This window comes from Pedobacter sp. 22163, assembly GCF_052045595.1.
Taxonomy (GTDB): domain Bacteria; phylum Bacteroidota; class Bacteroidia; order Sphingobacteriales; family Sphingobacteriaceae; genus Pedobacter.
This window is the reverse complement of record NZ_JBQEPM010000001.1, coordinates 384,194-410,209: the sequence shown is the minus strand read 5'-3', so window position 1 is coordinate 410,209 and position 26,016 is coordinate 384,194. Positions and strand designations below refer to the sequence as shown.

The window sequence follows — 26,016 nt, the reverse complement described above, 5'->3', positions numbered from 1 at the left end:
GTTTTCAGCTCATAGAAGTGAAATGGAAATCAGAATGGCTTCATGCCGATAAAAAAGAAACTATATACAGATGAAAAAAATACTGAATATAATATTGCTTGTGCTGATAACTAATTTAGTTTACGCCCAAACCAAAGTTGTACGGGGTGTTGTAGCAGATGATAAGGGTACAACGCTGATTGCTACAACTGTTACAGAACAAGAAAATCCAAAGAACATTGTGATCACAAACACCAGTGGCGCTTTTAGCATAAAAGTTGGTGCAAACAGTACCAAACTGATCATAAGCTCCGTTGGCTATATCACAAAAGTGGTAACCATTACCAGCCAACCTTTAAATATTGTTTTAAAAGAAGATAATTCAAATTTAAATGAAGTGGTGGTAGTAGGTTTTACCCCACAAAAGAAGATAACCAATGCTGGTGCAACCAGTACAGTATCTGGTAAAGAATTAAGACAGAGTCCTGCTGCAAGCTTCCAAAATGCACTTGCAGGAAGGCTTCCCGGCTTATTCCAACAACAAACCAGTGGCCAGCCAGGTGCCGATGCCGCTAATATTTACATTCGCGGGGTGAGTACCTATACAGGAGCATCTAACAGGCCATTGGTAATTGTAGATGATGTAGAGTACCCTTACGAGCAGTTAAGTCAATTAAATTCTAATGAAATTGAAACGGTTTCCATTTTAAAGGATGCTTCATCAACGGCTATATATGGTATAAAGGGCGCAAATGGTGTAATTGCCATTACTACCCGCAGAGGTACAATTTCTGCTCCTAAAATTACATTCAGAAGCGATTTTGGCTTTCAAACGCCAACCATTCGAAGAAAACCACTTGATTCTTATAATGCCTTAATCTTATTGAAAGAGATGGAGGTAAATGAGGGTAGAGACCCTAACCTGACTTTTCCGGGACTGGTTACCGAGGAAGCACTAAACCATTTTAAATTGGGAGATGATCCTTACCGCTACCCGAGTGTAAAATGGTACGATGAGGTGATGCGTAAAAATGCTTTGCAGCAGAGCAACAATATTGACATTGTTGGTGGTACTCAAAATTTAAAGTATTTCGTAGCACTAGGCAACGTTAATCAAAACGGTATTTTAAAAGAGGTACAAAAAGACGAAAATTTTAACAGCAATTATTATTTAAAAAGATACAATATCAGATCAAATGTTGATTTGAATGTAACCAAAACCTTAACCCTAAAGTTAGATCTTTCGGCCAGGTTTAATGAAATTAACCAGCCAAACCTGCCTGATGTACTGGCCGGTGGCGCAGTTTCTATTTGGCGGAGGTTAAGCAGCGGGCTTTTAAACCCATGGAATTACCCTGTAAAAAACGAAGACGGGAGTTACGGAGGCAGAAAATCTGCAACATTAAATCCTGTAGGTATTTTGCAGTATGCAGGTTACAACAGAAATTATAGTAATAACCTTAACTTAAACCTAAAGGCTAACCAAAATTTAGATTTTGTAACTAAGGGGCTTGCCGCAAGGGTAATTTTGGCCTACACCAATAATGTAGAGTTTAACCGATCGTTAACCAGAGGGCGTTTCCCTACTTATGCTTACCTACTGGGATCTGATGTCTTAGACCCTGTTTTTCCGGAGCTAAGTAGGTTGGATCCGCTTACGGCAGTTACTACATTTGATGCCAATACTTCCAATTATCCTGTTCGTAAGGTTAATGTACAAGGTATTTTAGATTATAACCGCCAGCTTGGAAACCACAATTTATACGGTCTAATCGTGTACAACCAGTTAACCGATATTTCTGGTGCTAATATTCCTGCGAATTTTAGAGGATATTCTGCGAGGGTAGGGTATAATTACAAATCGAGGTACATATTTGAACTGAATGGCGCGTATAATGGTACCGATAGGTTTAAAGCAAGTAAGCGGAATGGTTTATTTCCTGCAGTAAGTGCTGGCTGGAACATTAGTGAAGAATCCTTCTTTAAGAAAGCACTTCCTTTTATCAATTATATGAAAATCAGAGGTTCGCTAGGTACTGTTGGTTCTGATGATTTCCCGAATACTTACCGGTATATCTACGAAGAAATTTATAATGCCCCGGCAACGGCGGCAAACTCTTACTGGTTTGGCGATAATAACAGCTTACAGTATGGTATTACACCAGGTGCCCTTGCAAATGAAGATGTAAGATGGGAGCAGGAGCGTAAGTTGGATATTGGAACAGATATTAAATTGCTGAACAGTAAACTTGGGATAACCTTCGATTATTTTGATCATAAAAGGTACGATATTTTAACAGTTAGGGAAACTGTTCCTAATTTCTCAGGTATTACGTTGCCTCCGGTAAATTTGGGTATTGTAAATAATAAAGGTTTTGAACTCGACCTGTCATACCAGAATAAACTGTCAGAAAACTTATCCTATTTCGTTAAGGGAAACATTTCCATCTATAAGAATAAAATAATTTACCGTGATGAGCCCTATAATCAAGGTAATCCCTTGCTGATGCGCACAGGCCGGCCTATTGGTCAGATTTATGGATATACCAACATAGGTTTTTACAATGATGCAACCGATATTGCCAATAGTCCCACATCTGTTGGCCGGGCAGTTAAACCTGGCGACTTGAAGTATGCCGATATCAACAACGACGGAAAGATCGATCAGGGGGATATTGGCCCGATTGGCAATCCTAATATTCCTCAGATAAACTACGGCTTTTCTCTTGGTACAAGTTACAGGGGCTTCGATGTTTCAGTGCTATTTCAGGGGGCTGCAAAAGGAAGTTTAAGTGCGTCTACTATGTTTCAGATAGGAACTACCAATGGTACGCCTTCCGAAATACACCTAAAAAGGTGGACGCCGGAAACTAAGGAAACAGCTGAATTACCACGCTTAGGTGGTGCCAATTTTGATCAGTCTACCTTTTGGTTACGCCCAACAGATTATATCCGGCTCAAGAATGTAGAACTAGGCTATAACTTTAATAACAAACTGGTCAATAAAATCGGATTATCAAATGCCCGTATTTATGCAAATGCTGCAAATCTGATTACCTGGTTTAGCCTGAAAATTTACGATGTAGACCCTGAGTCTATAAATTCTACAGGAACGGTAGAGGCCTATTCATCCTATCCTCAACAAAAAATTGTAAACCTTGGCTTACAGGTAACATTCTAATATTATAAACAGATGAAAAATATAAATTATATAAAAACTTTAGCGTTGGTTGGCTTATTAGCGCTAGGTGCTGTTGCCTGCAAAAAAACTGATAGCAATAGTTTTTTGGATAAAACAGATGTGGGGCAGCTCAATGAAGCTACCGTATTTGCAGATAGTTTGTTAACATTTAGGTTTTTGACGGGTATTTATACCGGTTTGGCCGGAACATATTACCTAGACAATGGCTTAACAGGCGGTGGTCTGTGGTCGTACAGTGATGCATCAGATGATTCGGATATTGTATGGAGTGGTGCTACCGCACAAATAGCACCCGCCTTTAATTCGGCAACATTTCAAAATCAGGCCGATTTTAGCCGATTTAAGAACCACTGGAACAATTGCTACAATAACATCAGGCGTGTAAATGTTTTTTTGGCAAACGTAGACAGATCTCCAATTTCGGCCGGCAGAAGAGCAACTTTAAAATTAGAAGCCAGGTTTTTAAGGGCCTATTATTACTGGCATTTACTGCGTAATTATAGTGGCGTGCCAGTTATTGGCGATAAAGTATACGCCATAACCGATGATTTTGGTTTAGCCAGATCTACATTTGCCGAAACTGTAAATTATGTTGTTAGCGAATTAGATGCCTGCGCAGCTTTGCCTGTAACCACACAAATTGAAGATTTCGGACGGCCCACAAAAGGTGCCGCATTGGGCTTAAAATCAAAAGTTTTACTCTTGGCTGCCAGTCCGCTTTTTAACGGGCAAAACCCTGGTACAGGTGCCAATAAAAATTTGGCAGGTTACGATAATTTAGATAACAACAGATGGAAGCTGGCCGCTGATGCAGCAAAGGTAGTGATGGATATGGGCATATACAGTTTAGTGAAAGATAATACAACTGCCCCTGGTTATGGGTATTATCAGATGATGATTACAAGAAATACCCCCGAACATATTTTTCAGGTAATGAAATCGACAAACAGGTGGTACGAAGGTTTTCTGCTTCCGGTTTCCCGTGGCGGGCAGGCTTACTCTTATCCAACTCAGGAACTGGTAGATACCTATCCGATGAAAAATGGTAAGAATATTAAAGAAGCGGGCTCTGGTTACGTAGAAGCAGATATGTATAAAGATAGAGACCCCCGTTTTTATTATTCTATATTATATGATGGGAGCTTATGGTTAAACAACACCACAAATACCAAAACGGTAGTTAATTTGTACGCCAATGCGCCAGGCGATGGTTTAGGTACCTCCGGTTCCACTAAAACGGGGTATTTATACCGCAAATTTTGTCACGAAGGTGCTGGTGGCAATTTTGGCATATCCAATAATATTGGTTTGGTAGCTATCAGATATGCCGAAATATTACTGAATTACGCAGAAGCACTTAATGAATTTAGTGGGCCTGGCACAGAAGTGTATCAGGCTGTTGAGCAAATCAGGGAAAGAGCTGGTTTAGTGCCATTTCAATTGCCATTGCAGTTAACCAAAGAGCAAATGAGAGAAGTAATCCGCAATGAGAGAAGGGTAGAGTTAACCTATGAAGAAGCGACTAGATTCTTTGATATCAAAAGATGGAAACTGGCAGAAAATTTAATAAACGGTCCGGCCAATGGAATGCGTTGGACACGTAGCGGATCAACCGTTACCGGAGCTCGCTTTTCTTTTGAAACAAGGAGATTTACAAATCCTCAAATGTATTATTTCCCTGTCCCACAATCAGAAATTAACAAGAGTGCAGTACTGATTCAAAATCCTGGATGGTAAGTTAGTAGCTGGGGAGTTGTATGTTTCTTTACGACCAACCCGATAGGGAATCTTAAGCGATAAGCGTTAAGATTCCCAATTGGGCTGCAATCACAGCCGATTTTAAAGATTACTTCCGGATCTAATTTCCCCGCTTCATCATGATAAACGCAGTTATAAACCATTACACTATGCCTCATTAACTAATGAACTATTGACCAATGAACCAATGACTAGTAAACCAATGAACAATAGCAAATCAGTTAACAATTTTGAAAATTAACCGATTAACCAATACACAATGAATCCAATAACAAAAATCAGAACAATTGAGCCCATTATGTTTTATTCGGGGAAGGATGATGAACTAAAGGTTTTTTTAAACGAAACCGAATTTGGCGAACTGATTATCATTTCACTTTCTAATGATCATGTTTTAGTGAAAGAGGTACTGTTAGAAGAAACAAATGAAAAACTCGAGTGGAAACAGGATCATAAAGGACTGCGGATTTCGGTACCTGAGGAATTACAAAAAAGTGAAGGGGATATAGGGCGTGTGCTGAAGGTTATGTTCTAGTCGTAAATCCAAGTCGGCATCCAGATTTAATTGCCGCGTAGTGCCACCCTGAGTGATAATTTATTTATAAAAATCAATATTAATGGCAGGAGAATTTAAAAGATTAAATCTCCTCAGATTATCGTCATTACGAGAAGGTTTTTTCAGACGGCGAAGCAATCTTTATGGCAAGGATCACTAGCATGAAAGATTGCTTCGTTGTTCCTCCTCGCAATGACTACCTTTCTTTTGAATCTGTCAATGGTAGCATAGTCGAGGGATATTTTAATTGAGATTTAGCTGTTCGGCGCTTGGAGTCAGTTAACCAATTTTTATATTCTGACCATTAAGTAGTTAAGAAAATTAAGATTTAAACGATCGCTATGGGCTATCAACCATTAAACTAATGACTAGTGAACTAATAAACTAATGACCAATGAACTAATAATCAATTAACCATAAACCTTTAACCATTAAACATGAAAAACAAAAAACAACTTTGCTTTGCACTGCTTTTGATGATTTCAAGTGGTCTTTTAATGACTGCTTGTAAAAAAGCACCTGTTTCAGAACCAGAAACGCTTAGCACAAAACCAACTACATTGGCACTAAACTCGGGAACCACTCCGCCGAGTTTTGTTACCAATACCAAAAACCTGAATATTGTAATGTTTGTGCCAACCGATAATCCGGCGCTTTCTGATTACAAAACCCGCTTAACCTCTTTATTAGTGCATTTTCAGGGCTGGTTCCATACAGAAATGTTAAGGTATGGCTATGATAAATACATGGGATTGCCCAAAGTCGATTCAACCGGATTGGTGCGTTTTATCGAAATACCAGCTCAGTTTGCACAATCGGCCTATCCTTACGATGCCAGTATTTCTGCAACTAAAATCCTGAACGAAATTGCGGCTTACAAAGCTACACATGCTTCAGCGTTTTCAAATTCGAGCCATACCCTCATTTTATTGCCACAACGTACCGATGGCAGTTTTGATCAGCCTTTTTACGGTTATGGTAAAAATTGTTTCGCTACTGACAATTCAAACATGGCGGTTGATAAAATCCCTAATGCAACATCAAATTTACTTGGTGGCATGCTGCACGAGCTGGGACATGGTTTAAATTTACCACACAATCATGCCAAATATGCTTCAGAACAACCAACCTTAGGTACTTCTTTAATGGGATCAGGAAATGTAACTTTCAGTAAAGGACAGCCAACATTTTTAACCGAGGTTGATGCTGCCATTCTAAACCGTAACGAAGTGTTCCAGAATCCTTTGCCCACAGAAATACCTTATGAATCGGCAACCACCACTATTAATACACAATTTGCCTATAATGCAACAACCCAGGCTTTCAATGTTACAGGTTCATTCACAAGTAATAAAGAAGTAAATGATATCCTAATTTACATGGACCCCGATTTGGGCGGTAGCGATGCTGATTATAATGCCGTGGCATGGAGATCGAACCCAAGTACCGGAAATACAATTTCGGCAACCATTCCCTTTAGCGAGCTTTATTATAAAAACAACGAAGCTTACAACATCAAGGTAAAATTGCTATTAAAAAATGGCGGTAACGTAAGTAAAACCTATTCATTCTCATTTTTAAATGGTGTGCCACAAATTGGTGCAAATGGTTCTGCTAAATTTCATCAGAATGCCAGTTATGGTGGCTATGGCGTATCATTACCTGTTGGCCAGTATACCACAGCTGATTTAATTAGTCGTGGTATTAGTAATAACGATGTGTCATCTGTTAATTTAGGACTTGGTGTTAAGGTAATTATGTATGATGGAGATAACTTTACCGGAAGTAGTATCGAATTAACTTCTTCAAGTACTTATGTTTCTACCTTTAATGATAAGGCATCGTCTATAAAAGTAATTGCTGTAAACTAAACAGCTATGAAAAATCTATATCAAATAGGCTTATTTAGCCTCGCTTTTTCAATCTCTGTTTTAGCTTGTAAAAAGGCTAATAAACAGGCTGACAGTACGGATAATTTTAGTTTAAAAAATAAGCTAACCTCAACAGGTCCTGTATCTGCTTTGGTTGCTCCGGTTACTCAAACCTATACCGAAAACGTAGGAAGCCAGGCTGTAGCCAACAGACTAATTCAATCCAATCATAACGAAATGTTACCTACCGGATATTATGTGGCTGCAAATGATTCTATTTATGTTACGGTTGCCCAAACAAGCGGAAGCCGTTTGCCTCAGCTAGTATTAGGTACGCCTTTTAGAGATAATATTAGGCCAATACGTACATATTATACTTTACAGGTAGGTTTAAATAAGATTAAAGCCGATCAATATGGCGGAATGGCCTGGGTAAAATATGTAAGCAGTGCTACCCCGGCAGCTTCTGCAAGTCTTAGCTTTGGTAAAGGTTTTAAACCTGTGCCTTATTTTAAGAAAAATGTTACTTCAAATGCGGATTGGATAACCATGCTCGATAGCTTAAGTAATGTGCCTGATGTTATAATCGAAACCAGTAGGGCCATTGTGGTTGCCCGGAGAGATGATGCAATTACTTATAAAAGCGACGATCAGCAAGCTGTAAGTACTAAGATTGATCAGATTATTGATGCAGAAGATGCTTTTAGTGGCATTGACGGGTCTACATCCCTGCATACCGCCGGACCATACAAATATCTGATTACCGTTAAAGATCCTGCAAATTCAGGTGATTATATGGCTGCGGGGATTGGTATTTTTTATGTCCGCTCCTTAACCTATCGTATTCTGCAAAATGCAAATATTAGTGGGGTTTCGGGTTGGGGCTTATGGCACGAGGTTGGGCATATCCATCAACAAGGGCCGTGGACCTGGACAGGTTTAACAGAGGTTACTGTAAATTTATATTCTATGGCTGCAGAACGGTATTTTGGTGTTACACCTTCTCGCATGAACCGGGATGGGAAATGGACCTCGGTGGATAATTATTTTAGTATTGCTCAAGCCAACCGTAATTTTAACGGTACTGTTGCCAATGCAAATGACACCAGATTGGGTATGTTTTATCAGTTATGGCTTAAATATGGCGATGCCTTCTATATCACATTGCATAAACAGACCCGTACTGAAAAGCCTTCATTAGCTAACGATGCGGCTAAAATGCGTTATTTTATGCTAAAGGCCTGCACGATTAGCGGAAACGATTTAAGTGATTTTTTTAAAAAATGGGGCTTGCCTGTTACACAATCAGTTTATGATGAAATTACAGCTTTGGCTTTGCCAGCGCCCGCAGTTGATTTGACAACATTGAGAGATTAAATTAAAAATACACTCCGGAAAATTGGTTCCGGAGTGTAAAATATAAGTTAATGAAAAAAAAATACTTGTTTGCCTTATTTGCGATAGGTCTGGTAGCCAACCTGTTTGCACAATCGGCTCCGATAGATCAATTTAAATGAAACATGGGAACTCAAATTCCTGCTTACGTATTAAAAATAACAGCCAATTAATGAGGTTACTATATACATTATCTGTACTAATTATTTATTCAACTGCATTTGCACAACAACAACAACAACAACAAGGGGTTATTCCTATGCCAGTGCAATTTGTAAAAGGTAGTGGCTACTTTACACTTAGCAATTACAGTAGTATTGGTTACAGTAATGAACAGCTAAAAACAATAGCCTATTATTTTCAGAACGAATTATTAGGTCAAAAAGGAATTACCATTCAGCAGAAAGCAAAATCGGCAAATATTATGCTGGTACTAAAAGCAGAAAGGAAACATGCAGATTCATGTGCTTATCAGATCAGTATCAAGCCGGAGCGGATTATCGTTTCTGGCACACATCCGAATGGCATTTTTTATGGCGTGGTTTCGCTGTTGCAACTGGCACTAACCAATAAAAACAACCAGCTTCCTGCTGCTGAAATAAGTGATGCACCTGCTTATGGCTGGCGTGGCTTTATGCTTGACGAATCGCGTCATTTTTTTGGCAAGCAAAAAGTAAAGTCCATTTTAAACTGGATGGCCTTTTATAAACTGAATACCTTTCACTGGCATTTAACCGATGAACCTGCCTGGCGCTTGGAAATCAAAAAATATCCAAATTTGGCCCTTATTGGTGGCATTGGAGATTATTTAAACCCCAATTTGCCAGCACAGTTTTATACACAGGCCGATATTAGGGAAATTGTGGCCTACGCTGCCGAACGCTACATTAAAGTTATACCGGAAATTGATATGCCCGGACATGCTACTGCGGCCAATAAAGCCTATCCAGAATACTCAGGAGGCGGTTCAATAGGGCATCCAGCGTTTACGTTTAACCCTGGCCTGGAAAAAACCTACAGTTATTTAACCGATATTCTAAAAGAAACCAATGTGCTTTTCCCTTCGGGATTAATCCATTTGGGAGGGGATGAAGTGAGTTACGGAAATGAAAAATGGAAAAGCAATCCAGATATTTTAAAACTCCGCGAACGCGAAAAGCTTAAGGATGATGCTGCGGTAGAACACTATTTTATGAAACGTATGGCCGATTCGCTTTACCAATTAAATGCTAAAGCTATCTTTTGGGATGAAATGGCTGAAGCCGATCTGCCTAAAGAGAAAACCATTATGTTTTGGTGGCGCCAGGAAAAACCTGCTCAGCTTCGCACTGCTTTAAGTAAAGGTTATCCAACGGTTTTATGCCCACGCTTGCCATTGTATTTCGATTTTGTTCAGGATAGTACCCATCAATATGGTAGAAAATGGAACAAATTATATAGTCCGATTGAGCAGGTATACCAGTTTGATGCGCAGTCTTTTGCTGAAAATAAAAAAGAAAAACAACTTATTTTAGGTATTCAGGCAAACCTTTGGACAGAAACAGTAGATAATAGCACCCGTTTGGATTATTTGCTTTTTCCGCGGATTGCTGCCCCTGGCAGAAGCTGCATGGACACCGCAAAACCATAAAGATTTTAAAACTTTCAGTAATAATTTAACCAAACACTTGGCACTTTACAGCAAAGCAGGACTTTATTATTATCATCCCTTAAAACCTTTACAAAACCCAGAAATACCAGTTAAGAGAAAGAAACCATTAAATTATAAAGATTAACACACACACACACACACACGAATAAAATTTGATTATGAAGAAGATATTAAAGTTTGCCTTGGTTACCCTTGCTGCTTTAGTTGTAGAACACCCTGTAGATGCACAATGGACAGGGCCGAAGAGCAAACCTACAAAAGAAGTTGAAGTTAAATACGGAACCCTAACACCACCACACCGTACCGATGCCGATATGGAAGCCTTTCGCAGTTATGGTTTAGGGCAGTTTATCCATTGGGGAATTTATTCTATAGCGGGTAACGAATGGAATGGGGTAAGTGCAAGGGGAGGTGCGGCAGCATCAGAATGGATCCGCTCATGGGGCGGGCCTACAGCACCAAAAGATTGGATCAAAACTTATGATAACCTGTACAAGCAGTTTAACCCGAAAAACTTCGATGCCAAACGCTGGGCTAAACAAGCTAAGGATATGGGTGCGAAATATGTGATTTTTACCACCAAACATCATGATGGCTTTGCACTCTGGCCAACAAAATATTCTGATTATAATGTTTCGGCATCGCCGTATAAAAAAGATATTGTAAAACAGATTGTAGATGCCTACACCGCAGAAGGTATTGATGTATATCTCTATTTCTCGGTTTTAGAATGGAATAACCCAAATTATATGGGTAAAGCCCCAAAAACGGACGAAGAGAAAGAAAAATTCGGTAAATTTTTAGCTTATACCCGAAACCAGCTTCTAGAGCAATTGGATAACTATCCGAAAATTAAAGGTTTCTGGTTTGATGGTACCTGGGATGCCTCTTGGAAAAGTGCCTACGAATTTACCTACAATTTAGAAAAAGAACTCCGGGAAAAACATCCTGGATTAATTATCGGCTCGCGTTTCCGTAACGATGAACATGGCTCAAGACACTTCGATTCGAATGGCAATATTTTAGGAGATTACGAACAAGGCTGGGAGCGTAAGTTACCTGTAGAATTTGAGTGGTTAAACGGTAACGATTGGGATGCGGTAATGACTATCCCACCAAACGGTTGGGGATATATGAAAGATTGGTCGGGGATTTATACCAAAACCACCGACGATTTATTGGATATGTTGATGCGGTCGGTATCAATGAATGGCAATTTTGTACTAAACTTTGGGCCCGATGGCAATGGAAATATGCATCCTGAAGAGGATAAAATTGCAAAGGAAATTGGCGAATGGATAAAAATAAATGCCGAGGCGGTATATGGAGTGCGTCATGCAGCATTAACCCCTTCTAAATTAGGCTACTTTACTCAAAAGGCCGATAATCTTTATTTAACTGTTTTTAACCAACCCGTAAATGGTATTGTGCGCATTGCGGTGCCTAAAAATGCCAAACAGGTTCCAGGTATAGCTGCACTTTTAGTAAACAGCACGAATTTAACTTTAAAACAAGCAGACCTTGGTTTGGATCTGGATAAAAATACCTATTACGATATAATACTGCCAAAAGATTTTCAACCCAACAAAGCATTTGTAATTAAAATGAAACTGGTGGCGCCAAAAGCAAAAGCAGCAAAGTTAATGGATGCTAAAATGTAGTCAAAGTGGGTCTTTAAATTTTTACTCCAAAGATTTAAAGCAAACCATACTGTTATTATCGATCAAACCGGACTTCCCGATAAAAGGAGGCATTGGCCGAAAGGCTATAACCAGTTTTGATTTAAGATTTAAATGTAAACGACATGGTAATGAATAGGTTGATTAGTGCCCGAATTTTACCGTCTATACTAAGCGTACTTTAGACTGGTTATCTGATGTTACGCCTGGTAAATACATTTATTTGGTTAGTTAACGATTGCGTAGCGATGGATGTTTCTACGCAATCTTAATCCTGACCTCGTGGGTATACATCCATATCATAATTATCAAATCAAAAATCTTTGAGTCCGATATCTTAATATAAATCACAGGTGCAATAATGTAAGTCGCGGGTGCAGTAAAATAAATCACGGGTACGATAATATAAGTCTCGGGTGCGGTAATATAAATCTCGGGTGCGGTAATATAAATCGTGGGTGCGGTAATATAAAACGTGATTGCAGTAATATAAATCGCGCTATTGGCCTGATACATTTAATATTGAATTAAAACTGCACCATAACTTTAATAATTTCATAACGCTAGCTAACTATTTTACTAATAACATTGGTTCATCTTTGTTCAAAGACCTTAACCAAATAATAGGATAATTTAAGCACATTGATATGAGACTGATTTCTTGCGTAGCGCTTTTAATGGTTATACCAGCAGTTGGGCTTTTAACCAAAGCGAGTAAATTTACTGATGATAAAAGGCTTGAAGCCCCAGTACATGAGCATATTGTAAATGATTCAGCTTCATTAAAATTGTTTAATCACGTTGATACTGCTGCTAAATTTGAGGGTGCACCCGTTATATTTGCAAATGATTATCGGTTGAGTTTTTTTAAGCCTATATATATCCATTCAGCTACTTTATTTACAATTAATAAAACAAAGTAGCTCAATCAGTTACGGGTCTGTTATCAACCTCCGTTGTCTTTGAAAATTCTAACCTCTACCATTGACAGACTCCAATAGAAAGGTTCGTTATTGCGAGGAGGAACGATGAAGCAATATTTCATGCCCGTGATTCTTTTATAAATTTGTTTGATCCTTTATTCCAGTTTCTAAATGGTTCTCACTGCCAGATGGTAACACCTGGCAGCACGTTTAAGTTAGAAAATCAAACTACTTACCTTCCCACCAGGTCAAAGGAAACTTTATTTCATCAACAGAACTTGCAATCATATCGGGTTTAAAAGCATAATGCCCTAAAGTATCCTTGCTTGAGATGCCCGAAAGCACCAGAATGGTTTTATATCCCATTTGAACACCTCCCTGTATATCCGTTTCCATGGTATCGCCAATAACCGTAGTTTCACTGGTTTCTAATCCTAAAAATTTACGTGCCGAGCGCATCATCACCGGACTTGGTTTGCCTGTAACAAACGCTTTTCTACCTGTTGCTTCCTCAATCATAGCAGTGGTTGCGGCAATACCTAAATTATTCCAGCCTGGTTTTTTGGGCGATGGATCTCTGTTAGTGGTAATAAATTTAGCTCCCGCAAGAATCATATCAACAGCACGCTGCACCATTTCGAGTGTAAAGTTTCTACCTTCTCCCAGTACCACAAATTCTGGATCGGTGTTTACCAAAGTAATACCATGGTCGTGCAAACTGCTTAATAAACCACCTTCTCCCAATACATAAGCGGTACCACTTGGGCTTTGATCGGAAAGGAATTTTCCTGTAGCCATCGCACTGGTGTATACATGGCTTTCATCTACCTTTATACCTAACCCTTTAAGTTTGCGTACTACTTCCAAAGCAGTTCTCTGACTATTGTTTGTCATAAATGCAAAAGGAATATCTTCATCAATTAAGTTTTTAATGAATTTATCAGCACCAAATATCAATTCTTCCCCGCTATAAATCACCCCATCCATATCTATTAATAATCCTTGTTTCATGTTTTTGTAGATTTAATCTGTTTACCTGCAAACTTAATATTTTCTTGTTCAACCAATGTTAAAATAAAGTCTTTTGAACAGTCAGTTTTTTACTCAAATTAATCCCGTTGTGTTTAAATAGTATTTCTTTCTTGTTCATTTATTTAATAAAAAATTAATGTTCGAATTGTAGCATATCCTCAATTTCTGCCGTATTCATAGAAAATTAAATTATGAGAAACGCTTTTAAATTAACAGCCGCCTTTTTGATTGTATTAACCATTTTGAGTGCATGCAAAAAGAAAACCGATAACCCAATGGATTTTACCATTGATGCACAGAATCTAACGCCTTGTACTGAAGGAAGCTGCCTGTTTGAGTATGTTAATTATGCGGCAATGCCCGATCAGCAGATTGCACTTAACACCGGGCAATACCGGATTTTTTTGGCTACGAAGAGTAATAACTTTAGCACCACGCGGATATATATGCAAGCACCAATGCAGGGTGATAAATTTTTATTAAAGGATGCTGATATTATGGCTGGAAAGGTAAAACATCTGTTTTCTTGCGCTTCATGCGATTATTTCAACTTAACTCCAATTGCAGGTACAGTTAAAGGAATTAAAGTGGCCAATACTAATAATTCAGGCGAAAAATGGCTGCTGGATGCTCATATTGTTGTAGCAGCCGAAAAATCTAAAATACCTTTAGATACCATCCACATTAAACAATATTTTAATTTAGCCGTAAAATAGGATGAGGCGTTTATGTAATAATTAAATATACATAGGTGCCATTTTTCGCCAATAATGGGGGCGGTGTGCGTTGCTCTCCCAGGTATGAAACTGATTGGGTATACCTTTCTCCCATAACAGGCTGCTTAGGTGCTGGTTTCCAATTAGAAATGGATCCGTTTCACCTACGGCAAGAATAATTTCCATGTTTCTAACTGCTGATAGCAATCGATCGTCGTTTAGGTTGGCAATATATTGCGCCGGCATATTAAAATAAACCTGTTCATCGTGAAATCCGTTCAGCAGGTCTCTAAAATCGCCAATATTATCTGTAAGGTCATATCTTCCACTTATGCCAACGGCTTTTTTAAATAACCAGGGATATTTCATGGCCAGGTTTATGGCATGGTAAGCGCCCATACTACAGCCTGCGGTTTCTACATAATCGCCATTATTTTTCTGATAGATAAGCGAAAGTACCTCTTCGAGGAGGTATCTTTCGTATTGTAAATGCCGGTCTATCCGTACTGATGGAAATACCTCATCGTTATAAAAGCTTTCTCCATCTATGCTATCCACACAGAAAATTTGAAGTTCACCATTTTCAATCCGCTCACTTAAAGATGCTATAATTCCCCAATTTTCGTAATCATAAAACCTGGCCATCCGGGTAGGGAAAAAGATAACTGCTCTTCCGGCATAACCGAAAACCAATAGTTCCATATCCCGTTGAAGATTATGGCTGAACCATTTATGATATTCCCTGTTCATTGGCTTCAATTCTTTTATGGAAAATTAAGGCATGTATGTTATCGGGATATTAATTGCGCGTAAAGATTAACCTAATTTCGCTTTAACAGTAGTTGCCCACAAACGATAACCTTCTTCGCTCAGGTGCAATCCATCGTGATCGTAAAGTGCAGGGTTTGGGTTGCCTTCTTTGTTGAGCATTTTCTTGAATACATCAATAAATTTCCAGTTACTATTGAGTTTAATAATTTCGCTTTCGATGAGGTTATTGGTATATCTAAACTGATCGGCCATTTGCCAGCGGGTAAGGCTGGGTTTTAAGGAAATAAAATAACATGGCAATATGCCAAACCGCTGGTTAACTTTAACCATTAACTGCTGGAAAAAGATAAATATCTCCTCAGGGTTTCTACCGTCGCCAAGGTCGTTATCACCTGCATAAACCACAAGTGCTTTTGGCCTGTAGTCTATCATAATCCGCTCAAAAAACCAGACACATGCTGCTAATGTAGAGCCGCCAAAGCCTAAATTGGTTACTTTCATGTAATCAAAATCATCTTCGAGACTATTCCACAACCGGATAGATGAACTGCCATAGAAAATAACACCAGGATGCTCCCGATCTAAGCGATGCGCTCTTTCCAATTGTTTAACTTCTTCTTCATACCAGTACATATGGTTAAAGATAAAAAGATCTGCCTCTTGAAGAAATGTATTGTATGTTAAGTTTATGTTATTAGGTGTTGGTTTATTGGTTCATTAGTCATTGGTTAATTGGTCATTTGATTATGCATATTCCCAATTTTACTGGAGTTAAAACTTAATGTCCTGAACTTCTTAATGATGAAATAAATAAAATTTAAGGGCTTTATCATTAAGAGAATAAGAACATTAAGTTTGAATTATCGCCCTTAAATTAATAAAATCACTAAATTATTTCGGGCCGTCCCATTTTTTTTAGGATGCGGTAATGGGAGCGAAGTGCCGATAAGAAGGTGCTGTTTTCATGATAAGGCAGTCCAAATTCCAGAGCGGTTTGTTTTACAATGATAGAGATCCGCCCATAATGCACATGGCATATTTTTGGGAAAAGGTGGTGCTCTATTTGTCGGTTCAATCCACCAAGAAAGAATGCTGACATTGGCGATTGGGTTGCAAAATTAGCTGTAGTACGCATTTGGTGTTCGGCCCAGGCTTCTTCCATATTGCCTTCTGCATTGGTTATTGGAAAAGTTGTTCCTTCTACTACATGAGCCAGTTGGAAAACCAGACCCATGGTTAGGCCCTGAGCCATATGTAACACCACAAAACCGATTGCAATCTGCCACCAGGCAAGCGGCATAATCAGTATCGGTAAACCAATAAAAATAAAGTAGTACAGAAACTTATAGAAAAAGAGGTTAAAGTATTCAACTTTCGGGTGCTTGTTCTGGCAGGCACCGACACTTTTTTGAAAAAACTTTTTATAATCTTTACGAAATACCCAGGAAAGCGATGCAAGGCTATATAAAGGAAAAGCGTACCATTGTTGGAACCGCTGATGTGGTTTTAATTCATCTTCTGTACAGATGCGTATAAGGCCCGGTGCTACTTCGATATCTTCATCATGGCCAGGTATATTGGTATAGGTATGGTGTACCACATTGTGGGTAATGTTCCACACATACGGATTGGCACCAACCATATTAAAAAGAAAACTGAAAAAAGAGTTGATGCGTTTAGAACTCGAAAACGAACCATGAATGGCATCGTGGCAGATATTAAAACCAATAAATGCGCAAGTTGCACCGAGTAAAATGGTAAGTCCCAAAAGTATAGTGCTATGCACGTTTAAAAGGAGTATGGAAAAGTAAAGTGCCAGAAATATAGTAAGGAAAAGAAAGGCTTTAAACCACATCAGCACGTTGGCATTGATACTTCTATTGTTTTCTTTGAAGTCGTTGTTTACTCTGCGGCGAACTTCCGAGTAAAATGTATTCCCCGCTAAACATGGGAATTTTGCTTTTGATTTCATGATCTTGTGCGCTAATCTACCCCATGTACGAGGTCGATAACTCCAAGTTCATTAAGCTTTATGTATAACCTGGCTAATTGGCCAAGCGTAGTTATAAACGTAAACTATTTTGTTTTAGTTTTCGGCGAAGATAATAAATTAACCGTTGATGCACCCGGCAATCGTATTAAATAATTACAACTTTCTTAACCAGAAAGTAAATTAATTTACTTTACAGGCAATGGCTGTATTAAACAAATGAGATGAAAGCAAAACTAAGGCTAAAATATTACCCATTAATATTTTAGCTCCAGATTATATTCAATAGGAGAATTCAATTTAATTAAGACAGACTACTCGCTGTAGTTCCTCTTACTAGCAGCATAAATATGGTACCAAATGTAAAAAATCCATATTAATACTACTGTGCTATATACCAATTCGGGTTCAAAAGAATCCCTGGTAATTAACAGTGCAATGGAGGAGATCAGGGCAGTCAGGAAGAAATAAAGAATATTTTTCATAACGTACTGATTTAATGAATGTTGGATTTAGTAAATATAATAAAATATCTCTTTTGGAACAAGTGTTTTATGAAATAATTTACCTGATTCTGATGAAAGCGGTTTTTTATCCTGTTTATAAGGTGTTTTTTCGTCATTTAATTTGTGTTTTACTTGTTGTTGTGCATAATTATAGCAGTTTGAAGCTTATTTAGTTGCCTATAGTAATTAGTTTGAATTGTTGCTTTGAATTAGTGTGGATCTTTATCAGGATAACGTTTGTGAAGTTGTTTTACTTTAAAATGAAGTGAATAAGTTTGGAGGTCAATAAGTAAAAGTGTCAAATGGTTAAGAATTAACTTAAAATGCACAAAATTGTGGCACAAGAGAATTTATATTTTTTTGTAAGTTTACCCGGCAACCAACCAGAAACAATAACACACACAAATGATTAAATTTTCTTTAAGCTTAATTTCTTTTACATTAGTTTTTTTCGGATTAAAAAACTTTTTTAGCGAACCAAAAATACAACGCGTATCACCCCCTGAATTAACAATAACCAATTTTGCTGGACCTGATGTTACACCCAGTCCAGCTTGTTTAGCCGTAGCGCCAACTGGAGAAGTATATGTTGGTGTTGATATGATCGGCTCTTTAGGTAAAGATCCTGGTAAAGGTCATATTCTTAAATTGATAGATAAGGATAACGATGGTAAAATGGACGAACATGTAGATTTTGCCGAAGTGGATAATCCACGCGGTATTATTGTTCAAGGCAGCCAGGTATATGTATTACATACCACTTTTTCTAAAGAAACAAAACAGGCTACGGGTATGAATTTAGTTGTTTTCGAAGATAAAGATGGCGATGGAAAGGCCGATGGACCTGAAAAACCGCTTATAGAGCATATCAGTAATGCCAAATATATCCGTGAACGTGGTACCGACCATGCTACTAACGGCATCAGGATGGGAATTGATGGATGGATTTACATTTCTGTTGGAGATTTTGGATTCCATGATGCGGTAGATCGTTCAGGTAAAAAACTAACCATGTTAGGTGGTGGAATTATGCGTGTTCGTCCTGATGGAACTGAAATGGAAGTATATACCCATGGTACACGTAATGTTTATGATGTTGCTATCGATCCTTACATGAACGTTTTTACCAGAGAAAATACCAATGATGGCGGTGGATGGAACGTTCGTTTCTCGCACCACATACAATCCGGTGAATATGGTTACCCAGTGTTATTTCAGAATTTTACCGACGAAATTATTCCTGCACTTGCAGATTTAGGTGGAGGATCGGGTACCGGTGCATTATTTATGGACGAGCCGAACTGGCCTGAACAATATAACCATGTACCAATGATGGCTGATTGGGGCAGAAGCATGTTGTATATTCATAGAGTGACTGCTGATGGGCCAACCTTTACGCAGAAAGATGAAGAGTTTATTAAACTTCCTCAGATTACCGACCTTGATGTAGACGGTTCAGGGAGACTCTATCTATCGGCTTGGGATGGCGCTGGTTATTCTGGCAGCCCTAATAAAGGCTATATTGTTCGTGCAGTACCAAACAACTGGACATACAAAGCTTTTCCTGATGTTAAAAAAGCTTCAATTAAAAAACTAACCGAACTGCTTAAATCGAATAGCGCAGTAGGCCGTTTAACCGCTTCGCAGGAATTGGTTTTACGTAACAACAAACAAGCTATTGCAGCGGCCTTAAAAGTTGCTTCCGATCAAAGTTTAGCGCTTGATGTTCGTATAGCTGGTATTTATACCTATGCACAGCTCACCAAAGAAAACGGTATTGCAACTTTAGTTGAATTTACTAAAGATACAGCAGTTAAGGAATTTGCCTTAAAAGCACTTGCAGATCGTAAAGCCAATATAGACAAAGTACCAGTTGAGCCATTCTTAGAAGGTTTAAAGGATCCTTCTCTTCGTGTTCAGGCTGCTTCGATAATTGGTTTAAACCGTTTGGGCAGGGCGGAGGTTGCCAATGTGCTTTTACAAACCAAGGTACCTGCTTCATTTACTGCACCTGCAAAAGGTACTGAAGGTCCTCATGCAACACCAAATTCAGCCATTATTTTGCCTCACTTAGCTGTTAGGGCCCTGGTTGATCTTCAGGCGGTAGACGCTTTGCTTGCTGCAGTTAAAACTGAAAATTCTACCCTTGCGCTTTGGGCATTACGTTATATACATACCGAAAAAGCGGTTAACGGACTGATTGGAAACTACAAACAATCGACAGATGAAAAATTGAAACAACAGATTCTGGTTACTTTAGGTCGTTTGTATAAAAAAGAGATTGCTTACGATGCTACCTGGTGGTGGGGTACACGTCCTGACTCTCATGGACCATACTTTAAGGCTGTTTCATGGGAAGGTTCTCCTATTATCGAGAAATTTCTGAAAGAAGAGGCTACAAAAGCCGGAGCACAGGGAAAACAATTTTACGTTGATTTAAATGCGCGTCAAAGGATGGATATTCCTGAATTTGCCGAAGAAGAAAAAGTCGCGGCAGCTGAAGAACCAAAAATTGATCTGGATAAAATCAAAAACAAAAAGGGTCAGGTAGGTAAATCATCTATCGAAGATGTATTGTTGGCTATCAATAAGTTACAGGGCGATCCGTTGAAAGGAAAAAATATTTTCAATAGTCAGGGTTGTGTAGCCTGCCATAGTTTAAGTAAAAGTGAGAAAATGAAAGGTCCTTTTATGGGACAGATTGGCTCTATTATGAACCGTGAGCAGATTGCAGAATCGATATTAAAACCTAATGCTTCCATTTCTCAGGGATTTGCTTCGGTAATGATTACCGCCAAAGGCGACCGTACTTATATGGGCTTTATTACAGAAGAAACAGCAGCCAAAGTGGTGGTTCGTAATATTGCGGGAGAGGTTTTTACCATTAAAGCGGGCGATATTCTATCGAGAAAAGAAATAGAAACTTCGATGATGCCAGAAGGTTTGGCCAATTCATTATCATATGAAGAACTGGCTTCGTTAGTTTCTTTTTTATCTGAACAAAAGAAATAGTTTCTCACTATAAAATTTGAGAATGGTGATCCATAGCCCATGAGAAAAAATCAGCTTATCACAATCATAAGTACCATCATAACCTTGTTTTGCTCAACGTTTGCAGTAGGGCAAAACAAGGAAATTGATTCGACTTTTAAGATGCCTTCGCATCCAAGGTTATTGATAAGCCATGAGCTTGAAGAACAGATATTAGAAAATGTAAAGCGTGATGCGAAGTTTAAACAAATCCATCAAGCCATACTATCAGAGGCAGATCATGTTTTAAATAAACCCGTATTAGCGCGGGTGATGATCGGAAAACGTTTGCTTGATGTATCTAGAGAAGCACTTAAAAGGATTTATTATCTCTCTTATGCTTTTAGGCTTAACCATGATAAAAAGTACATAGCCAGAGCAGAAAAAGAAATGCTGGCAATTTCTGATTTTAAAGATTGGAACCCAAGTCATTTCCTTGATGTGGGTGAAATGACAATGGCTTTATCAATAGGTTACGATTGGTTATATCAGGATTTACCCCAATCAACCAGAAGTATAGTTGCCCTTGCCATTCTCGAAAAGGGAATACAGCCCTCAACAAACAATAAGTATAATAACTGGTTAAATATTACCAATAACTGGAATCAGGTATGTAATGCAGGCATATCATTTGGTGCAATAGCTACTTTTGAAGAACACCCGGCCTTATCTGCGAAACTCATTAACCGGGCAATAAAAAGTGTAATTCTACCCATGCAACAATATGCTCCCGATGGTGCTTATCCTGAAGGTTATGGATATTGGGAATACGGCACTTCCTTTAATGTGATGTTTATCAGTGCTTTGGAAGGCGTTTTTCATCAGAATTTTAATTTAAGTGGTCAGCCAGGTTTCCTTAAAACAGCTGATTATCTAGTTAATATGACAGCTCCTTCGGGCAAACCTTTTAATTATTCAGATAGCAGGGCGGTGGCAGAATTTAATCCCGCACTTTTTTGGTTTGCATCAAAACTGAACGATCCTGGTTTACTTTGGGTAACTAAAAAACAGCTCGATGAGCAAATGCCACTACAGAATAGGTTATTGCCATCGGCAATGTTGTGGGGTGCAAAACTATCGCTTAATAACATTCAGCCTAAAACTGCACATTTTTGGATCGGAAATGGCCCTAACCCCGTTGCTTTGATGCGGAGTTCGTGGAAAGATCCGCTGGCCACTTTTGTGGGCTTTAAAGGTGGCTCACCCGGCGTTAGCCACGGCCATATGGATGTAGGTTCTTTTATAATGGAATCGCAAGGGCTGCGTTGGGCCATGGATTTTGGGATGCAGGAATACGAATCGCTCGAATCGAAGGGTATTGATCTTTGGGGCAGTAAACAAAATGCAGAACGCTGGAAAATATTCCGCTATAATAATCTCGCACACAATACCCTTTCAATTGATAGTGCTTTTCAGCTTGTTAAGGGCAATGCTGCTTTCATCAATAGCGCTGATAATGGCCTGTTTATGAATGCCGTTGCCGATCTGAGTAGCTTATATGCTGATAAACTAAAAAAATCAATTAGAGGGGTGGCCTTGATCAATAAAAAAACCGTGCTGATCCGTGATGAAATAACCGTAGGAAACAACGATGTAACCCTTCGGTGGTCGATGGTTACACCTGCTACAGTACACATTATTGATAAGCATACCATAGAATTAAGTTATAAAAGCAAAAAATGTTATCTCTTTGTAGATACCAAAAGCGAAGTTAAAATGAAAACCTGGTCAACAGATCCGGGAACCGATTATGATGCTAAAAATCCGGGAACTTCTATTGTAGGATTCGAAGTAAGGCTCAAAGCTGATAGCGAAGCGGCCATATCAGTTTTTTTAGATGCCGGTAAACCATTACCAAGGAGCTTTTCTGCTAAACCGATAGCCAACTGGCCTAAAAATAAATAAGCTTGGTAGCTGATGTGTTTCCAGCTTTAACTTCTAAGGCTTGATTTTACTGATAATTCTTTCTAAAAGTTATATTCATGGATTTTATTGTTATTGTGGAGCAATTTTTATCATAAAATTGCATCAGTTGTTTTGGTTTAAAAAAACAAAACTTACATTAGCGATTAAATCTATATACCTAGTCGATGAGCAGATCGGGCAGGTATAACCACCAGTTATGGAAGACCATTTTTTTGAACAAATTATTAAGAACCCTCTTGAACAACCAAATATTCCACCCAATGAAGTGATATCCCTTTGGGCAGAAAAGCTAATTCAAGTGCTTTTTCCAGAAAATTCTCCTAAAGTATTTTCTACAATTATAGATGTAAAGGAATATATTGCTGTTTTGGAACTTGAACTTTATGATATCATATCGGCCAGTTGTAAGCTTAAAAATAGCGAGTGTAAAAATGCAGCAGGTCAGTTTTTTGAAGAGCTGCCAGAACTTTACCGTGTATTGAACACCGATATAGTAGCGATTTATGAAGGCGATCCGGCTGCACAGAGCAGGTTTGAGGTAATCAGAACCTATCCTGGTTTTTATGCCATTTGTTTCTACAGAATTGCCCATATGCTTTATAATTTCGGTATACCGCTGGTTCCGAGAATTCTTACCGAATATGCTCATTCTAAAACAGGTATCGATATCCATCCTGCAGCCAGTATTGGCGAATACTTCCATATCGATCATGGAACCGGGATAGTTATTGGCGAAACCAGTACAATAGGCCGTTATGTGAAACTTTATCAAGGGGTAACACTTGGCGCTTTGAGTGTTAAAAAAACATTAGCGGGCAGCAAACGTCACCCAACGGTAGAAGATAGGGTAGTAATCTATTCTGGGGCAACTATACTTGGCGGCGAAACCATCATTGGGCACGATAGTATCATCGGGGGGAACGTATGGCTTACTGAAAGTATCCCAGCTTTTTCTACGGCTTATCATTCTCCAATAATTACCATTAGAAACCATAAAGAAACCAATTAATATATTAAATATGGCAGGAATAATCGATCTGATCGGAAATACGCCAATGGCTGAACTTCAAAAGCTGAATATTAACCCAGCTGTAAGGGTATTTGCCAAATTAGAGGGAAACAATCCAGGCGGTAGTGTTAAAGATAGAGCGTCGCTTAATATGATCAGAAGTGCGATAGAACGTGGGGATATAGCTCCCGGAACTAAACTGGTAGAGGCCACAAGTGGCAATACCGGAATTGCATTGGCTATGATTGCAAGTTTATATAACTTAGAAATCGAACTGGTTATGCCAGCCAATTCTACGCGCGAACGTAAGGTAACGATGGAGGCCTTTGGTGCAAAAGTAACCTTATTAGAAAGTATAGAAGAATGCAGGGATTATGCAGAAGAAAAAGGTGTTTCGAAGGGATATTTTTTATTAAATCAATTTGCAAACCCTGATAATTACCTGGCTCATTATAAAACAACCGGACCAGAAATATGGCGAGATACAGAGGGGCAGATTACACATTTTGTAAGCTCAATGGGAACAACGGGTACCATTATGGGCTGCTCCCGGTTTTTTAAGGAAAAAGATAATAATATTCAGATTGTAGGCTGTCAACCTACCGAGGGTTCTTCTATTCCGGGTATCAGGCGTTGGCCTGAAGAATATCTGCCAAAAATATTCGATCCACAACGGGTAGACCGGGTAATGGATATTGCGCAGGAAGAAGCGACCTTAATGTCGAGAAGAATGGCTAAAGAAGAAGGTTTATTTGCCGGCATGAGCTCGGGCGGTGCCTGTGCAGCTGCTTTGAAGCTTGCCAGTGAACTAGATAAAGGAACCATTGTTTTTATCGCCTGCGATCGGGGAGACCGCTACCTGAGTAGCGATCTTTTTGGTTGAGCGTAAATCACTAATCTTGTTGGGCTTTTTTTGATAAAAGCATGCGAACCCTTTGAATAATGACCTCCATTTCGAAGGGTTTTTCTATGTAATCGTCCCAATGGGTTTTATAAAAAGCGCTATTATGGATGTTATTTCGCGATGACATGAGCAGGATGGGAATGGAACCATGTGCTGATAACTTTAATTCCGTGCATATGGCCCGTCCGTCGGTCATACCTAACAAAATATCGATCAAAATGATATCGGGTTTGAAAGCAGCAACCTTGGTGTGTAAATCAATTGCGTTTGAAAGATTCATCGTAATGTATCCTTCAAATTCGAAGATCATCTTTATGGCATCAAGTGTTGCAAGGTGATCTTCAATAATCAATATTTTTGGTTGGGATAAAGAGAACATTTCTTGTGTTATTAATTAAGGAAAGCTAAGATTACCAGTGCCTCGCTTTTTAAGCAACAACTCAAATATTTTCGAGTCCGTTCTGGTGAGGCTATCGAGAGAATTGCGCAGGCTTTGGTTTACCAGACTTAAATTGGTAAACATCGTTCTCAGGTTATCGTTTTCGTCTTTCAGCTCTAAAAGCTCATTGGCAATACCCCCAAAATCTCTAATCCAGCTTTCAAAACAGTTTTTATCAATTTCTAATGCGTTATAAATTTCTTCAGGATCTCGGCCGTTGTAAAATTCCTGGATGCTCTCGATTATTTTGGCGGGAGTGTTATTCGGTTTCATGGTTGGTTTCCAGATGCTGTTTGCGCAGAAGGCTAAACCGTCCCCTGTTTAGATCTCCTGCGGTACAGCAATGTTTTAAAAGTTTTCGTTTAAGGATAGAGACAAAGAAATAGAGGGTTTAAATAATATCAAAATTTTTATCTACGCAGTAATACGCACCAATTTTAAAGGTTTGGATTTCAGGTAGTAAAATAAAATGTAATTGGTATTCGGTTCAATATATATAGTTTTTGATGGATCAGCGTTTTAAATAAACCATGCCGCCAGGCGTGTAACAAATCATCCCGGAAAAGACCGTTTCTGTCGACATGGCTAAAAATATGAGTACAATCCAGACAAAATGCATTAAGCCTGTTTGTAAAAAAACGGTATCGCACCGCGTGCACTCTGTACAGCTATATGCAAA

At 38.8% G+C, this 26,016-nt stretch carries 20 protein-coding genes; 13 read left to right on the top strand and 7 right to left on the bottom strand.

Annotated elements, in window-relative coordinates; all coding sequences use genetic code 11:
- Nucleotides 1-70 precede the first annotated feature (70 nt).
- The 8 genes from ACTJKN_RS01785 to ACTJKN_RS01750 all read left to right on the top strand — a co-directional run bounded on the left by ACTJKN_RS01785 (nt 71) and on the right by ACTJKN_RS01750 (nt 13,014).
- Nucleotides 71-3,160, top strand: coding sequence for a SusC/RagA family TonB-linked outer membrane protein (locus ACTJKN_RS01785; protein WP_440822136.1), 3,090 nt, complete (start codon nt 71-73; stop codon nt 3,158-3,160).
- A gap of 12 nt (nt 3,161-3,172) precedes the next feature.
- The gene (locus ACTJKN_RS01780; protein WP_440822135.1) at nt 3,173-4,918 is read left to right on the top strand and encodes a RagB/SusD family nutrient uptake outer membrane protein; all 1,746 of its coding nucleotides are present in this window, start codon (nt 3,173-3,175) and stop codon (nt 4,916-4,918) included.
- Nucleotides 4,919-5,198: 280 nt separating this feature from the next.
- Nucleotides 5,199-5,474, top strand: coding sequence for a hypothetical protein (locus tag ACTJKN_RS01775; RefSeq protein ID WP_440822134.1), 276 nt, complete (start codon nt 5,199-5,201; stop codon nt 5,472-5,474).
- A 458-nt stretch (nt 5,475-5,932) separates the two neighbouring features.
- Nucleotides 5,933-7,366, top strand: coding sequence for a hypothetical protein (locus ACTJKN_RS01770; protein ID WP_440822132.1), 1,434 nt, complete (start codon nt 5,933-5,935; stop codon nt 7,364-7,366).
- 6 nt (nt 7,367-7,372) lie between these two features.
- On the top strand, nt 7,373-8,743 hold the full coding sequence (locus tag ACTJKN_RS01765; protein ID WP_440822130.1) for a M60 family metallopeptidase: 1,371 nt from the start codon (nt 7,373-7,375) through the stop codon (nt 8,741-8,743).
- Between the two features lie 190 nt (nt 8,744-8,933).
- Nucleotides 8,934-10,391, top strand: a complete 1,458-nt coding sequence (locus ACTJKN_RS01760) for a beta-N-acetylhexosaminidase (RefSeq protein WP_440822129.1) — start codon at nt 8,934-8,936, stop codon at nt 10,389-10,391.
- 179 nt (nt 10,392-10,570) lie between these two features.
- Nucleotides 10,571-12,073 (top strand): alpha-L-fucosidase, encoded by a 1,503-nt coding sequence (locus tag ACTJKN_RS01755; protein WP_440822127.1) that lies wholly within the window; start codon nt 10,571-10,573, stop codon nt 12,071-12,073.
- Between the two features lie 665 nt (nt 12,074-12,738).
- The gene (locus ACTJKN_RS01750; RefSeq protein ID WP_440822125.1) at nt 12,739-13,014 is read left to right on the top strand and encodes a hypothetical protein; all 276 of its coding nucleotides are present in this window, start codon (nt 12,739-12,741) and stop codon (nt 13,012-13,014) included.
- 228 nt (nt 13,015-13,242) lie between these two features.
- On the opposite strand, the gene ACTJKN_RS01745 is transcribed toward ACTJKN_RS01750, so the two are convergent.
- Nucleotides 13,243-14,025: an HAD-IIA family hydrolase gene (locus tag ACTJKN_RS01745; protein WP_440822123.1), complete on the bottom strand. Its 783-nt coding sequence runs from the start codon at nt 14,023-14,025 to the stop codon at nt 13,243-13,245.
- 212 nt (nt 14,026-14,237) lie between these two features.
- On the opposite strand from ACTJKN_RS01745, the gene ACTJKN_RS01740 reads away from it, so the two are divergent.
- The gene (locus ACTJKN_RS01740; RefSeq protein WP_440822121.1) at nt 14,238-14,762 is read left to right on the top strand and encodes a hypothetical protein; all 525 of its coding nucleotides are present in this window, start codon (nt 14,238-14,240) and stop codon (nt 14,760-14,762) included.
- A gap of 21 nt (nt 14,763-14,783) precedes the next feature.
- On the opposite strand, the gene ACTJKN_RS01735 is transcribed toward ACTJKN_RS01740, so the two are convergent.
- The 4 genes from ACTJKN_RS01735 to ACTJKN_RS01720 form a co-directional block, all read right to left on the bottom strand.
- Nucleotides 14,784-15,512: an esterase family protein gene (locus tag ACTJKN_RS01735; protein WP_440822120.1), complete on the bottom strand. Its 729-nt coding sequence runs from the start codon at nt 15,510-15,512 to the stop codon at nt 14,784-14,786.
- Nucleotides 15,513-15,578: 66 nt separating this feature from the next.
- A complete protein-coding gene (locus ACTJKN_RS01730) occupies nt 15,579-16,166 on the bottom strand; it encodes a GDSL-type esterase/lipase family protein (protein WP_440822118.1) in 588 nt (195 codons plus the stop codon).
- Nucleotides 16,167-16,419: 253 nt separating this feature from the next.
- Nucleotides 16,420-17,505 (bottom strand): fatty acid desaturase family protein, encoded by a 1,086-nt coding sequence (locus ACTJKN_RS01725; protein ID WP_440822116.1) that lies wholly within the window; start codon nt 17,503-17,505, stop codon nt 16,420-16,422.
- Nucleotides 17,506-17,837: 332 nt separating this feature from the next.
- Nucleotides 17,838-18,008: a hypothetical protein gene (locus tag ACTJKN_RS01720; protein WP_440822114.1), complete on the bottom strand. Its 171-nt coding sequence runs from the start codon at nt 18,006-18,008 to the stop codon at nt 17,838-17,840.
- 426 nt (nt 18,009-18,434) lie between these two features.
- Between ACTJKN_RS01720 and ACTJKN_RS01715 the strand changes: the two genes are divergently transcribed.
- The 4 genes from ACTJKN_RS01715 (at nt 18,435) to cysM (ending at nt 24,877) form a co-directional block, all read left to right on the top strand.
- Nucleotides 18,435-21,041 (top strand): DUF7133 domain-containing protein, encoded by a 2,607-nt coding sequence (locus tag ACTJKN_RS01715; RefSeq protein WP_440822112.1) that lies wholly within the window; start codon nt 18,435-18,437, stop codon nt 21,039-21,041.
- A 39-nt stretch (nt 21,042-21,080) separates the two neighbouring features.
- The gene (locus ACTJKN_RS01710; protein ID WP_440822110.1) at nt 21,081-22,964 is read left to right on the top strand and encodes a heparinase II/III domain-containing protein; all 1,884 of its coding nucleotides are present in this window, start codon (nt 21,081-21,083) and stop codon (nt 22,962-22,964) included.
- A gap of 217 nt (nt 22,965-23,181) precedes the next feature.
- Complete coding sequence (gene epsC / locus ACTJKN_RS01705; protein WP_440822108.1) at nt 23,182-23,994, top strand: serine O-acetyltransferase EpsC; 813 nt, start codon at nt 23,182-23,184, stop codon at nt 23,992-23,994.
- Nucleotides 23,995-24,004: 10 nt separating this feature from the next.
- Complete coding sequence (gene cysM / locus ACTJKN_RS01700) at nt 24,005-24,877, top strand: cysteine synthase CysM (protein ID WP_440822107.1); 873 nt, start codon at nt 24,005-24,007, stop codon at nt 24,875-24,877.
- A 10-nt stretch (nt 24,878-24,887) separates the two neighbouring features.
- Here the strand turns inward: cysM and ACTJKN_RS01695 are convergent, their stop codons facing one another.
- Both ACTJKN_RS01695 and ACTJKN_RS01690 read right to left on the bottom strand, forming a co-directional pair.
- Entirely contained in the window at nt 24,888-25,277 is a 390-nt protein-coding gene (locus ACTJKN_RS01695; RefSeq protein WP_440822105.1) for a response regulator transcription factor, read from the bottom strand.
- A 15-nt stretch (nt 25,278-25,292) separates the two neighbouring features.
- Nucleotides 25,293-25,610, bottom strand: a complete 318-nt coding sequence (locus ACTJKN_RS01690) for a hypothetical protein (protein WP_440822104.1) — start codon at nt 25,608-25,610, stop codon at nt 25,293-25,295.
- Nucleotides 25,611-26,016 lie beyond the last annotated feature (406 nt).